We start from the raw sequence: 12,450 nt of genomic DNA, 5'->3' as shown, positions 1-12,450 counted from the left end.
CGAAGCGGGCCAGACTGCGGGCATGGCAGTCGCAACAGCCGTCTCCCCCATGCTCGCCAGGGCCGTCGACACGGTTCCCGAACCGGACAGTGTGCCCGGCGGGTTGAGCTACGAGCCCAAGTGGGACGGCTTCCGCAGCATCGTCACCTTCGACGGCACCAGCAGCACGATCGCCAGCCGCGGATCCAAGATGCTCACCCGGTACTTCCCCGAACTCACCTACGCGTTCGAAGACCTGCTGCCGGAGCCCTGCGTCCTCGACGGCGAGATCGTGCTGCGCACCGGGGACCCGGGCAGCGAACACCTCTCCTGGGAGCAGCTGTCGCAGCGCATCCACCCGGCGGCCAGCCGGGTGCGCCGGCTCGCCGACGAGACCCCGGCCACCTTCGTCGCCTTCGACCTGCTCTCTCGCAATGGTCACAGCCTGCTCGACACCCCGTTCGTCGACCGCCGGGCGGCCCTCGAAGACCTGATCGGCGACCTCGGCGACCCCATCCACCTCACCCGAACCACGCGGGATGTCGCCCTGGCCCGAAGGTGGCTGATCGAGTTCGAGGGCGCGGGCCTTGACGGCATCGTCGCCAAGCCGCTCGCGGCCGTGTACGCGCCGGGCAAGCGGTCGATGTTCAAGGTGAAACACCACCGCTCGGCCGATGTCGTGCTGTTGGGCTACCGCACGCACGTGAGCGGCAGCGGTGTGGGATCGCTGCTGCTCGGCCTCTACGGCGACGACGGTGAACTGCACAGCGTCGGCGGCGCATCCGCGTTCAGCGATGCCTGGCGGCTGCGGCTGATCGACGAGTTGGAACCGCTGGTGCTCCGAGACGAGGAGGGCGCCGTGGTCACCGGGGAGACCGAGCGCAACCGGTTCTCGGCGAACAAGGACACCTCCTTCGTGCGGTTGCAGCCCAGCCGGGTGCTCGAGGTGCGGTACGACCACATGGAGGGCGAGAGGTTTCGGCACACCGTGCAGTTCGAGCGGTGGCGCCCGGACCGGGACGCCCGGTCCTGCACCTTCGACCAGCTGGAACGGCCGATCGACTACGACCTCGGCGACGTGCTGGACTGACCGGCAGGATGACCGGGTGTGACGTCTGGCGCACCCCCGACCAAAGGAGAGCCCCGTGAGCACGGTGGTCATGTACAGCTCGGTGTCGGTGGACGGCTTCATCGCGGACGAGAACGACCAACCCGGACCGCTGTTCGACTGGCTGTCCGGCGGTGACGTCCCAGTGGACGAGAGCGGCGCGGTGACGGTGTCGCAGACGTCCTACGACTACATCCGGCCCTACTGGGACCAGATCGGGGTGACGATCGTCGGCCGTCACGTCTTCGACATCACGGACGGCTGGGACGGGATACCTCCGGGCGGGGTCGACCACGTGGTCGTGGTGACGCACCGGCCGAAGCCAGAGGGCTGGGATGCCGAGGCGCCGTTTCACTTCGTCGACGGGGTGGAGGCGGCAGTGGCCATGGCGCGGGAGCTCGCGGGTGACCGCATCGTCGAGGTCGCCGCCGGCGATGTCGGTGGCCAGGTGCTCGCCGCGGGCCTGGTCGACGAGGTGCGCATGGACGTCGTCCCCGTCGTGTTCGGGTCCGGCAAGCGCTACTTCGGGTCGGTGCACGCACAGCATCTGTTGGAGGATCCGGACGTGGTGATTCAGGGCACCCGGGTGCTCCACCTGCGCTTTCGGATGCGCCGCTGACCGATCACCGACACCGCGGGGTCACGATCGTTCGGTGGCTAGTCCTTGCGGCCGGCGATGAAGTAGGCGATCGGGCCGGCGTAGTTGATCGAGATCACGGCGGCCCAGACACCCTTGGGTCCGTTGACCTTCTTTGCCGGCCGGTGCGCCAGGTCGCTCCAGGCGAGTCCGGCCAGAACCAGCTGCACGAGACCGCCGGCGATAACGCCGGATTTCTGGCCCCCGGTCATCTCGCTCCACTTCCGTGATGCCATGGTTTTCTCCCATCGTTGCCGCGCAGGCACCGGAACTGGCGGAGCGCGTTAGTCGCATCATGCCACCGGCGCACCGCTCGCGCGACGCGCCGGGACATTGAGCTGTCAGTGCCGCTTATGCTGGTGTTCCCCTCTCGCGCGCGTAGACGCGGGCGCCCGCGTAAGAAAGCCACCATGATCGCCGATATCGACACCCTTCCCCCGCTCGTGTTCGGTGAACCGAGCGAGTTCCGCGAACTGATGGTGGCCCTGGTCATGACCGGGGCGAAGACCGGCTCCTCCAACCTGCGGGTCGCCTACGAGATGACCGATGAGGCGCTGCCCACCGTGGGCTCGCTCTACGCCCTGGTCGACTCCGCCAACACGCGCGTCGCCGTGCTCGAGATCCTCGAGGTGGTGGAGACCACGGTTCGTGAGGTCACCCTCGAGCAGGCGCAGCACGAAGCGCCGACGCTCGAGCACTGGCGCACCGTGCACCGCGACTACTGGGAGACCCTGGTTCCCGCCGTCCGCAAGCACCTCGGCGAGCCCGACTGGCAGCTGACGGATGATGAACCCGTGATCAGCAAGGTGTTCAGGGTCGTTTAGCTCGTCGGGGCTGGAAATGCGCGCGGTCCTGGGGCATCATCAGCCGGCGCGACGGGAAGCGGCGATGATGCCGGCCACCACGAGCAGGAGCCCAATGCCCACGACAGCCGTGAGAAGCCAGGTGACCAGGTCGAACCCACCCGGCACCAGCTCACGGGCCGCCATGAACGCCGCGAGCGCGAGCATCAGGGAGCCCCAGAGGATGGTCGCGAAGAGCGGTCGTTGTCTGGGCAGCCGGTCAGGCGTCGGGGAGGAAGTCTCTGCCGTCGGTGAGGTCTTCAGCGGCGTGGTTTCGGTGGGGCTGTTCGGGTCGGTCATGGTGTTCTCCTACGAGCTCAGTGCCGGCTAGCGCAGTGCCGGTTGGTTGATGGTGACCTGGCCGAAGAGCGTCCAGACCCGGACTGTCGTGACGCCGGTGCCGCGGCCCTCGGCCACGACGCGGGAGTCGTGGAACAGCACGCCGCCCCTGTCGAGGTCGTCCATTCCCGTGTAATCCACGCCGCCGGCGAGGCTGCTGGCCTCGACGGCCACGGTGCGGTTGTCGGGCAGCAGCAGCTCAACGTCGCCGAACGCGATCCAGACGTCGACGGTGTGGTCGGCGCCGGCCGGCGCGGTGTCGACATCCGTCAGATCGATCACGGGTGCGCCGGCGAACATCGCGAAGCCGTTGGGGCTGCTGGTGCTGTACTGCCAGGTGGGATCGCCGACGGGGACCACATCGGTTCCCACCGGGATGACGGCGGTCCAGGCCATGGCGCCGGCCAGGACGATGCTGAAGAAGTTCAGCCAGCCGCCCTCCTTGCCCCGTACTCCGGCGACGACGATGCCCAGGGCGATCACGGCGAGCGCGGCGGAGGCACCCACCAGGAAGGCGCTGTTCGACCAGGCCCCGTCGGCAACGAAGGATGCCGCGACGGCTCCCGCGCTGAGGGCGAGACCGGCGACGACGGAGATGAAGCCGGCGCCGAGGTGCTTGCGGCGCTGGATCGCCCGGTAGCTGTGCGGGTCGAAGGTGGACGCCGGGGCAGACTGGCCGGGGTCCGTCCCGTAAGGGGCGGCGGACCCGTAGGGCGCAGATCCGTGCGGCGCTGATCCGGCCGCGCTGGTTTTGCCCGTCAGGTCGTCCCAGAGTGACGGGCCGGCGGCGGGCGGCTCCGGCACCGGCGGAATCGGCGGGATGAAGGTCGCGGTGGGGGTCGGCTGGGACGCACCAGCTGACTCGGACTGAGCGGTCGGCTGAGCCGCGCTCGGCTGCGCCGCTGTGCTGGGCTGGTACCCCCCGGCGGTCTTGCCCCCAGCCGGCTGGTTACGCGGCGACGGCACTCGCTTGGAGATGTAGATCACCAGCACGATGATGCCCGCGGTGAGCCCGATGGCCCAGCTGGTGCGCAGCAGCACCTCCAGCCAGCCGGGCATCCCCCAGACCTCCGGCGGTCCCTGCCACCAGATTCCCTGCATCCACGGGACGAAGGTGAGAAACAACAGCACACCGACGGCGATCATGGCAGGTTCGAAGATCTGCCGGGCGGCTTGCTCCACCAGGCTGCGACCGGTCTCATCGGGCATCAACGCCCAGCCCACCGCGTACAGGAAGAAGATCGGGCCACCGAGGATGGCGACCACGACGGCGATGCCGCGCACGATCAACGGGTCGAGACCGGTACGTGCCGCGACGGCCCCGCAGACGCCGGCCAGCCAACGATCCTGTCCACGCACGAAGCCGAGGCCACGCACCCAGTCGAAGAACGCGGCGCCGCCAGGGGCCTGGGGCGGCCGGGTGGCGCTTGGAGCGCCGTACGGGGTCGGCGGCGGGTTGTAGGACGGTGTCTCGGTCATGACTCCATCTTGCTGCCGTGCGGCGCGGCCGACCATGGGGGAAGACCCTGATTGCACCCTGACGAAGCGGTTCGGGGTGCGAGCGAGCAGCCCATGGGTGCTTGGATGGTGCTGTGACCGACCTGCGTCCCACCGACACCCGTTTCACCGGGCACCTCGTGCGGCCACGCCTGCGCATCGTGGCCGGCGTGTGCGCGGGGTTCGCCCGGCACTCCGGCCTGCCCGTCACCTTTGTACGCACCGTGACCTTCGTACTGGCCCTCTGCGGCGGCGCCGGGGTGCTGCTCTACGGCTGGTTGTGGGCCACGACCCCCGACGAATCGGCGGATGGCGCGGCCGGCAGTGCCCCGCACCGGGACCCCCTGCCCAAGGCCGCGCTCACCGGCTCCACCGTGACCCTGCCCGATGCCCGCACCCCGCCGGGCGCCCCGTCCGCCGGTGCGACGTCGGGTCCGGCCGTAGCAACGGCAGGGCCGGAGGCGGATGCCGGCACCGCGGAGCCCCGTCGCGCGCCGGTCACCGAGATCCTGCTGGGGCTCGCGCTGGTCGGTACGGCCGGCGCGTTGATCGCCAACCGGCTCGGCGCCGACCTGCCGCTGGACGCCATCATCCCCGCGATCGTGGCACTGGCGGGCGCCGGGCTGGCCTGGCGCCAGTTCGCCGAGCTGCGCAGCGGCGCCGGTCCCCGCAGCTCCGGCATGCTGGTGCGAGCCCTCGGGGCGCTGGTCCTGGTGGCGCTGGGCATCCTGCTGTTCTTCGTCACCAGCGAGAACCCCAACGTCTGGACCGTCGTCGTGGCGGCCATGTCGGTGCTCGTCGGGGTCGCCGTGGTCGTGGCCCCCTGGGCGGTGCGGCTCACCCGCGACCTCTCCGACGAGCGGGCGGCACGCGAGAGGGAGGCCGGCCGGGCCGAGATGGCCGCGCACCTGCACGATTCGGTGCTGCAGACCCTTGCTCTCATCCAGCAGAAGGCGGGCCCGCACTCGGATGCCGCCAGGCTCGCCCGCGCCCAGGAACGCGATCTGCGGGACTGGCTGTTCACCGGGGCCGCGAACGGTCCGGTCGACCTGGCCGCGGAGCTGCGCGGTATCGCGACCACCGTCGAACGCGACTATGCGGTACACGTGGACGTCGTCGCGGTCGGCTCCGTCGACCGGGAGGTGCCCGAGGCCCTGCTCGCGGCCGCACGCGAAGCAATCCTCAACGCCGCAAGGCACGCCGGCGGCAGTGTGTCGGTGTACGTGGAGTCGTCGCCGACCGCCATCGAGGTCAGCGTCACCGACCGCGGGCCGGGCTTCACGATCGGTGACATCCCAGCCGACCGCATGGGTGTGCGCGAGTCGATCCTGGCCCGCATGCAGCGGGCCGGCGGCGCCGCCTCGGTAAGCCCAGGCCCGAGTGGTACCGGCACCGAGATCCGGCTCTCCCTCCCCCTCGACATCCAGGAAGACACCCCATGAATGACCTCACCGTCGTGATCGTTGACGACCACTCGATCTTCCGGTCCGGGCTGCGCTCGGAGCTGGACCCGGCGCTGCGGGTGCTCGGCGAGGCGGCGACGGTCGACGAGGCCATCGCGGTGGTCGTCGCCACCCAGCCGCGGGTGGTGCTGCTCGACGTGCACCTGCCCGGTGGCACCGGCGGTGGCGGCGCCGAAGTGATCCGGGCCGCCGCGCCGCTGGCTCCGTCGACGCTGTTCCTGGCCCTGAGCGTGTCGGATGCGGCCGACGACGTCGTCACGGTCATCCGTGCCGGTGCCCGCGGATACATCACCAAGAGCGCGTCAGGGACCGAGGTATCGGAAGCCGCCCGCCGGGTGGCCGGCGGGGACGCCGTCTTCTCGCCGCGCCTGGCCGGTTTTGTGCTGGATGCCTTCGGCGCGGTCGCCGGCGAGACCGCGGCGACCACCGACGAGCTCGACAGGCTTTCGGCCAGAGAGCAAGAGGTGATGCGGCTGATCGCCCGCGGTTACGCCTACAAGGAGGTCGCCAGTGCGCTCTTCATCTCCCCCAAGACCGTGGAGACCCACGTGTCAGCGGTGCTCCGCAAGCTGCAGCTCTCCAGCCGGCACGAGCTCACGGCGTGGGCCACGGCGCGCAAACTGCTCTAATGGGTTAGGCCGTGCCGAACCGCTCCACGAAGGCCTTCATGATGGTGGCCGGCTCGGTCACCGTCGAGGCATCGATGGCGGCGATGACCTCGTCATAGGCATCCGGCTCGAAGTAGCCGTTGTCGTGGTAGACCCGCAGCCTGGTGAGGATGCCGGCCTGGGTGAGTTCCGGGTGGAACTGGGTGGCATAGACGTTCCGGCCGATCCTGAACGCCTGAACCGGGCAGTCCTCCCCCGTGGCCAGCAGCTCCGCACCGGTCGGCAGCACCGTGCAGGCCTCCTTGTGGCCGACGAAGGCTTCGAAGGTCGGGGTGATCCGGCCGAAGAGCTGGTCGGCGCTGCCCTCGGGCGTGAGGCTCACCACGATGGGGCCGGCCACCTCCGACCAGGTGTCGTCGACGACGCCGTCGAGGTAGCTGGTGAGCAGGCCGATGCCGTAGCAGGCGCCGAGGAATGGGAAGTCCTGGGCGACCACGTCGTCGAGCAGGCCGGCGAGTTCACCTTCGACGCGGTGCTGCACCGCCGACTTGGTCTCGTCGGCGTCGCTCGCGTTGAACGGGCTGCCGCCCACGATCACGCCGGAGTAGTCGGCGAGGGTGATCGGCGGCATCGGGGCGGCCTCGAGGCGTACCCTGTGCAGCTGCTCGGGCAGCAGGCCGCCGGCGGCCAGGAAGCCGGCGTACTCGTCGTCGGCGGCTTCATCCTCGGAACGGGTCGCCAGCAGCAGAAAGGGCTTCACCGCCCCATGCTACCGAGTCTGGCGGCCAGGGCACCGGATGTGACTCCCGTCTTCTGGCATCGCCCTGTAGATTTGAGTCGATGAACACTCGAGCCGAGACCAGCCCGATCGCCACCCCGTACGAAGACCTGTTGCGTTTGGTTCTGGAAACCGGCGCCACCAAGGCCGACCGCACCGGCACCGGCACGCTGAGCGTGTTCGGCGCCCAGCTGCGCTTCGACCTCAGCCAGGGCTTCCCGCTGATCACCACCAAGCGGGTGCACTTCCCGTCGCTGGCCTACGAGCTGCTCTGGTTCCTGCGCGGTGAGAGCAATGTGGGCTGGCTCAAGGAGCACGGCGTGCGCATCTGGAACGAGTGGGCCGACGAGCAGGGTGAACTCGGCCCGGTCTACGGCGTGCAGTGGCGCTCCTGGCCCACCCCGGCCGGCGGCCACATCGATCAGATCGCCCAGGTCATCGAGACCCTCAAGACCGACCCGGACTCCCGTCGGATCATCGTCTCGGCCTGGAACGTCGCCGACATCCCCGAGATGGCCCTGGCACCGTGCCACGCCCTGTTCCAGTTTTATGTGGCCGACGGCAAGCTCTCCTGCCAGCTCTACCAGCGCAGCGCCGACCTGTTCCTCGGCGTGCCGTTCAACATCGCCAGCTACGCGCTGCTCACCCACCTCGTCGCCGCGCAGACCGGCCTCGAGGTCGGCGACTTCATCTGGACCGGCGGCGACTGCCACATCTACTCCAACCACCTCGAACAGGTCACCGAGCAGCTGCGCCGCGCCCCGTTCCCGGCGCCCCGGCTGAAGATCACCACCGAGCGCGACAGCATCTTCGACTACGAGTTCGAGGACCTCGAGGTCGTCGATTATGTGCACCACCCCGCGATCAAGGCTCCAGTTGCCGTCTGAGGACGCCCGGATCGGGTTGATCTGGGCGCAGGCGGTCAACGGGGTCATCGGCGACGCCGGCAGCATCCCCTGGCGACTGCCCGAGGACCTCATCCGGTTCAAGGAGCTCACCCTCGGCGGCGCCGTGATCATGGGCCGCCGCACCTGGGACTCGCTGCCGGAACGGTTCCGCCCGCTGGCCGGGCGCGACAACATCGTCGTCACCCGCCAGGAGGACTGGGTCGCCGAGGGCGCCACCGTGCTGCACTCCCTGACGGCCGCGCTGGACTGGGCCGCCCAGGAGTCCGCTGCCGCCCCCCAGCGCGTCTGGATCATCGGTGGCGGCGAGATCTATCGCCAGGCCATGCCGCTGGCCGATCATCTCGAGGTCACCGAGGTCGACGCCGAACCCGTCGGAGACACCCTGGCTCCGGTGATCGACGCCGCGTTCACGCAGACCGCCGTCACCGAATGGCAGACCTCCCGCACAGACCTCCGCTACCGCTTCGTGAGCTACCATCGCGAACCCGCCTAGCCACCAACACACGCCCGGTGAGTTGCCAGTTGGCGCCCCCTGGATGGGCTCGTAGGGGCCGGAACTGGCAACTCGCAACGGTGTGCCACAGTGAGTTGGCAGATGACGCCCTCTCGATGCGCTCGAAGAGGCCGCAACTGGCAACTCGGGAACGTGCGCTTAGCGGTCGGCCGGCGCCAGCTGACGCGCCCGACGCTGCAGGGCCGGCTGAATCCGGAACTGTCCGGTGAGCGCGAGCACCGCGATGACAACGGCCATCACGATCCAGGCCACCCAGCCCAGAGGGCCGAGCGCCACAGGGTCGGCGGAGGTGCCGTCAACGGCCACCAGGAACAGGAAGCCCGCGGCGGCATTGAATGCGCCGTGCGCGAAGACCGCCGGCCACACCGAGCCGGTGCGGAGCCGCAGCCAGCCGATCAGGACGCCATAGAACATGCAGCCCCCGATCATGAGGGCGACGCCGAGCAGGTTGGGCTGGGCGAAGTTGTAGCCGAGCAGGATCACCGGGCTGTGCCAGAACCCCCAGACCGCCCCGCTGATCAGCAAGGCCGGCCAGGTGCCCAACGGGCGCAGGGACGGCAGCAGCCAGCCGCGCCAGCCGATCTCTTCGCCCAGCGCGAAGAGACCGTTGAAGATCGCGGCCACCGGGAGCGTCAGCAATTGCAGGAGCACGATGACCCCAACCGGAACCGAGGACGGTGCGGCCGCCCCGGTGGGATCGGCGTCCTGCAGCACCTGCGCGAAGCCGGAGAAGGTCACAAGGTCAAGCTGCACGAGCCCGAGCGCCGCGGCGAGGAACACGCCCGTGATCACCAGCAGGGCACTGCCGAGAAGGCCGAACACGGTCATCCAGAGGGTGCGTTTGAGCGGGCGCAACGGCCACAGGCCGAGGTACTCCGGGATGGATCGGGGGCGGGGGCGCTGCACCACGAGCACCACAAAGAGCGCGGCGATGCCGGGGGTGAACATCATGACCGGCAGCAGGAGTGCGGCGAGCGGGTTGGCCAGTCCGCTGCCGTCCAGCCAGAGTGGGAGGGCCACCAGCCAGGCGAGGCCGCACGCCAGAATCACGAACACCGCCACCGCGGTCCACGGCACCCGATCCGGAAACGGCACCGCCGCCGCGGTGGTCGAGGGTTGTGGATCGCTGAGGGTTGGTGTGCTCATGGCTGCAACGCTAGTCAGCAACCGACCGGCCGACATCCGTCGCGCGGCGGAGATGCCGGGAGCCGCGCTACGGGTCGTGCCGGGCCCGGCTGGGTTGCACCCGCGGGGGTTCGCCGGGCATCTTGGGATAGTCCGGCGGGAAGGGCAGCTCGCCCAGCCCGGCGGCCAGGTCGCGTTCCCACCACTCAAGCAATACATCGATACGGCCCGGCTTCTCGTGCATCTGCGCCCAGGGATCGCCGGTGCTCTGCAGGCGCTTCGGCACGGTCAGGATGGTGTGCGCCTTGGGGTCGGTGCGCCCCAGTTCGTCCCAGGTGATCGGGCACGACACCGGCGCATGGGCGAGCGCCCGCGGGCTGTAGGCACCGGCCATGGTGCGGTCCCGGTTCGCCTGGTTGAAGTCCACGAAGATGCGGGCCCCGCGCTCTTCCTTCCACCAGTTCGTGGTGACAGTCGTCGGCATCCGCCGTTCGACCTCGCGTGCGGCCGCGATCACCGCATGCCGCACCACCTGGAACTCGCGGTTCGGCTCGATGGGCGCGAAGACGTGCAGGCCGCGATTGCCGGAGGTCTTGACGAACGCGGTGAGGCCCGCCTCGGCGAGCACGGCACGCAGCTCGATGGCCACCGGGATGGCGTCGTCGAAGTCGGTGCCTGGCTGCGGGTCGAGGTCGATGCGCAGCTGGTCGGGGTTGTCGGTGTCCTCTGCCCGCGATGGCCACGGGTGAAAGACCACGGTATTCATCTGCACCGCCCAGACGGCACCGGCCGGTTCGTCGATCACGAGCTGCGGATGGGTGCGCCCGCTCGGATAGACCACCGGCACCGCCCGCACGAACTCGGGGGCGCCCTTGGGCGGGTTCTTCGAGAAGAACTGTTCACCGTCGATGCCGGCCGGAAACCGTTGCAGCGACACCGGGCGGTCGCCGTTGGCCGCGACGAAGGGCTCCCCCACCGCCACGAGGTACTCGGCCAGGTCGAGCTTGGTGATGCCGACCTCCGGCCAGAGCACCCGGCTCGGGCTGGAGATGCGCATGACTCTTTCGCCGTGTGGGCCTTGGACAACAAGCTCCGTCGCTTCACTCGCCATGCGCCCAACCTAACCCGGATCTCCCCCGCGAACCGTGAGTTAAGCCCCAGAAATTCGCGATTTCTGGGGCTTGTCTCCCAGCTCGCGGATGTCTTCGCGCGGCGCAGAATCCGACCTGATGCCCGGCGTCGACCTCGGCGGCGTCGCAACGTTGCTCGGCGAACCCTCGGAGCCGACCACGACACTGTTCATCTCAGCGAGGTCAGACGCCGTAGTCCTCGGCCGGCGAGGAGATGCTGGTGATCGTGCGCTCGGGATTGTCGGTCGACACCCACACCGAGATCGACGAGTTGTCTCGTGGATTCGCGTCGCTTCTGGGGATAGCGACCCCGCCGACGAACACGGTGAAGCTGTCCTCGTCGGTCACGGTGTGCGGATACTGATCGGCGAGCGCAAGTGCCGAGTCGCCGATCTGGATACCGTCTATCGTCGTCAGTGACACGCCGTTCAGTTCCGGCGCCTCGAAAACGACGTAGTAGTTCGAGTCCAGCGGCGCCGTGGCGGGCCAGTCCTCGTCCACTATCCGCAGCCCCGGCCAGTCGTAGCGGGTCTGGGGGCCGGGCTCGACGGTGGGATATTCCCTGTCCACGACCGGGTCGGCGCCGAAGGCCGCGGTCAGGGCGGCGACGACGTCCTCGATCGGGTCGAAGTAGCTGAAGGACACCACGCTTTCGTCGCTCGAGGTCACCTGCATGGCCTCGGGCGTCACAACGATTCCGGTGACGGTGGCGGCGGCCGCGGGTGCGGGTGTTTCCGTCGGCACCGGCGTTGCGGTCGGGCTGGCGACGGATGTCTGTGACGGCTCTGGCGAGGCCGCGGTGCCTGCCGATCCCTCCCCGGCGCAGCCCGTGAGCGCCACTGCCAAAGCCCCGATCAGAACGAATAAACGTGCACGAACCATGGATCTCCCCCGAGATGTCGTCATGTGCTTACGCTATCGACGGCAGCCCTCGAACGCCCAGAACCGACCACCCCAGTTCGGGGTGGTCGGACCGGTCGAGCCTAGTGCGCGACCTATTGCGCGGCCCCCGCGATGTTGACCATCCAGGCCACTCCGAACTTGTCGACGCACATGCCGAAACTGTCGCCCCACGGCGCGACCTCCAGCGGCATCGTCACCGATCCGCCGTCGACAAGCCGGTCCCAGTAGACGCGCAAGACTGCGGCGTCGTCACTGTCGCCGCTGAGCGAGACCGAGTAGTTGTTGCCGGGCGTGTACTCCATGGCGTTCGGGGTGTCCGCCGCCATCAACGACAGGCCGTTCGGGGTGGTGAGCGCCGCGTGCATGGTCTTGTCCTGCTCGCTCGGGTCCTCGCTGGCCTGGTATTCCGCGAACGTGCTGCGCGTCAATTCGCCGCCGAAGATCGAGTGGTAGAACTCCATCGCCTCCTTGGCGTTGTCACGAAATCCGAGATAGGGGTTGAGCTTCGTGCTCATGATGTCTCCTCGCTGCCCGGACCTCGCTGCCCGTGCCATCGGTGGTGGAAGGTGCGTCTGCGTACGCTGCCGATTATCAACCGGACGGCGCAGATGCGCGAGGT

15 protein-coding genes are annotated in these 12,450 nt (G+C 69.1%); 7 read left to right on the top strand and 8 right to left on the bottom strand.

All coding sequences use genetic code 11. The annotated features are described in order from the left end of the window. Positions 1 to 22: 22 nt before the first annotated feature. Positions 23 to 1,069, top strand: a complete 1,047-nt coding sequence (locus B7495_RS06850) for an ATP-dependent DNA ligase (protein ID WP_088457950.1) — start codon at positions 23 to 25, stop codon at positions 1,067 to 1,069. Between the two features lie 55 nt (positions 1,070 to 1,124). Next, positions 1,125 to 1,706 carry a dihydrofolate reductase family protein gene (locus tag B7495_RS06845; protein WP_088455916.1) on the top strand — a complete coding sequence of 194 codons (582 nt, stop codon included), beginning with the start codon at positions 1,125 to 1,127 and terminating at the stop codon, positions 1,704 to 1,706. Between the two features lie 38 nt (positions 1,707 to 1,744). On the opposite strand, the gene B7495_RS06840 is transcribed toward B7495_RS06845, so the two are convergent. Continuing rightward, on the bottom strand, positions 1,745 to 1,960 hold the full coding sequence (locus tag B7495_RS06840; protein ID WP_088455915.1) for a PLDc N-terminal domain-containing protein: 216 nt from the start codon (positions 1,958 to 1,960) through the stop codon (positions 1,745 to 1,747). A 174-nt stretch (positions 1,961 to 2,134) separates the two neighbouring features. Between B7495_RS06840 and B7495_RS06835 the strand changes: the two genes are divergently transcribed. Continuing rightward, on the top strand, positions 2,135 to 2,548 hold the full coding sequence (locus tag B7495_RS06835) for an ASCH domain-containing protein (protein ID WP_165787912.1): 414 nt from the start codon (positions 2,135 to 2,137) through the stop codon (positions 2,546 to 2,548). 39 nt (positions 2,549 to 2,587) lie between these two features. Here B7495_RS06835 and B7495_RS18805 read toward each other — a convergent pair whose 3' ends face one another. Together B7495_RS18805 and B7495_RS06825 are read right to left on the bottom strand one after the other, a co-directional pair. Then, the gene (locus tag B7495_RS18805; RefSeq protein ID WP_088455913.1) at positions 2,588 to 2,866 is read right to left on the bottom strand and encodes a hypothetical protein; all 279 of its coding nucleotides are present in this window, start codon (positions 2,864 to 2,866) and stop codon (positions 2,588 to 2,590) included. A 27-nt stretch (positions 2,867 to 2,893) separates the two neighbouring features. Then, a complete protein-coding gene (locus B7495_RS06825) occupies positions 2,894 to 4,384 on the bottom strand; it encodes a PspC domain-containing protein (protein ID WP_168195295.1) in 1,491 nt (496 codons plus the stop codon). Between the two features lie 113 nt (positions 4,385 to 4,497). On the opposite strand from B7495_RS06825, the gene B7495_RS06820 reads away from it, so the two are divergent. After that, positions 4,498 to 5,844 (top strand): ATP-binding protein, encoded by a 1,347-nt coding sequence (locus B7495_RS06820; protein WP_240632435.1) that lies wholly within the window; start codon positions 4,498 to 4,500, stop codon positions 5,842 to 5,844. Next, positions 5,841 to 6,494 carry a response regulator transcription factor gene (locus tag B7495_RS06815; RefSeq protein WP_088455911.1) on the top strand — a complete coding sequence of 218 codons (654 nt, stop codon included), beginning with the start codon at positions 5,841 to 5,843 and terminating at the stop codon, positions 6,492 to 6,494. The genes B7495_RS06820 and B7495_RS06815 overlap by 4 nt, the downstream gene beginning before the upstream one ends. Positions 6,495 to 6,498: 4 nt before the next feature. Here the strand turns inward: B7495_RS06815 and B7495_RS06810 are convergent, their stop codons facing one another. Beyond that, entirely contained in the window at positions 6,499 to 7,233 is a 735-nt protein-coding gene (locus B7495_RS06810) for a glutamine amidotransferase (protein WP_088455910.1), read from the bottom strand. A gap of 80 nt (positions 7,234 to 7,313) precedes the next feature. On the opposite strand from B7495_RS06810, the gene B7495_RS06805 reads away from it, so the two are divergent. Both B7495_RS06805 and B7495_RS06800 read left to right on the top strand, forming a co-directional pair. Further along, a complete protein-coding gene (locus tag B7495_RS06805) occupies positions 7,314 to 8,138 on the top strand; it encodes a thymidylate synthase (RefSeq protein WP_088455909.1) in 825 nt (274 codons plus the stop codon). Then, complete coding sequence (locus B7495_RS06800) at positions 8,128 to 8,652, top strand: dihydrofolate reductase (protein ID WP_240632434.1); 525 nt, start codon at positions 8,128 to 8,130, stop codon at positions 8,650 to 8,652. The genes B7495_RS06805 and B7495_RS06800 overlap by 11 nt, the downstream gene beginning before the upstream one ends. Positions 8,653 to 8,811: 159 nt before the next feature. Here the strand turns inward: B7495_RS06800 and B7495_RS06795 are convergent, their stop codons facing one another. The 4 genes from B7495_RS06795 to B7495_RS06780 all read right to left on the bottom strand — a co-directional run bounded on the left by B7495_RS06795 (position 8,812) and on the right by B7495_RS06780 (position 12,346). Beyond that, positions 8,812 to 9,819 (bottom strand): CPBP family intramembrane glutamic endopeptidase, encoded by a 1,008-nt coding sequence (locus tag B7495_RS06795; RefSeq protein ID WP_088455907.1) that lies wholly within the window; start codon positions 9,817 to 9,819, stop codon positions 8,812 to 8,814. A gap of 67 nt (positions 9,820 to 9,886) precedes the next feature. After that, positions 9,887 to 10,909: a non-homologous end-joining DNA ligase gene (ligD, locus tag B7495_RS06790; RefSeq protein ID WP_088455906.1), complete on the bottom strand. Its 1,023-nt coding sequence runs from the start codon at positions 10,907 to 10,909 to the stop codon at positions 9,887 to 9,889. Positions 10,910 to 11,111: 202 nt separating this feature from the next. Next, the gene (locus B7495_RS06785) at positions 11,112 to 11,768 is read right to left on the bottom strand and encodes a hypothetical protein (RefSeq protein ID WP_121678478.1); all 657 of its coding nucleotides are present in this window, start codon (positions 11,766 to 11,768) and stop codon (positions 11,112 to 11,114) included. A 155-nt stretch (positions 11,769 to 11,923) separates the two neighbouring features. Continuing rightward, positions 11,924 to 12,346 (bottom strand): VOC family protein, encoded by a 423-nt coding sequence (locus B7495_RS06780; RefSeq protein ID WP_088455904.1) that lies wholly within the window; start codon positions 12,344 to 12,346, stop codon positions 11,924 to 11,926. Positions 12,347 to 12,450 lie beyond the last annotated feature (104 nt).

The organism is Cryobacterium sp. LW097, from assembly GCF_002205495.2.
Taxonomy (GTDB): Bacteria; Actinomycetota; Actinomycetes; order Actinomycetales; family Microbacteriaceae; genus Cryobacterium; species Cryobacterium zongtaii.
Note: the sequence above shows the minus strand (reverse complement) of the source record. Positions and strands in the feature narration are given on the sequence as shown.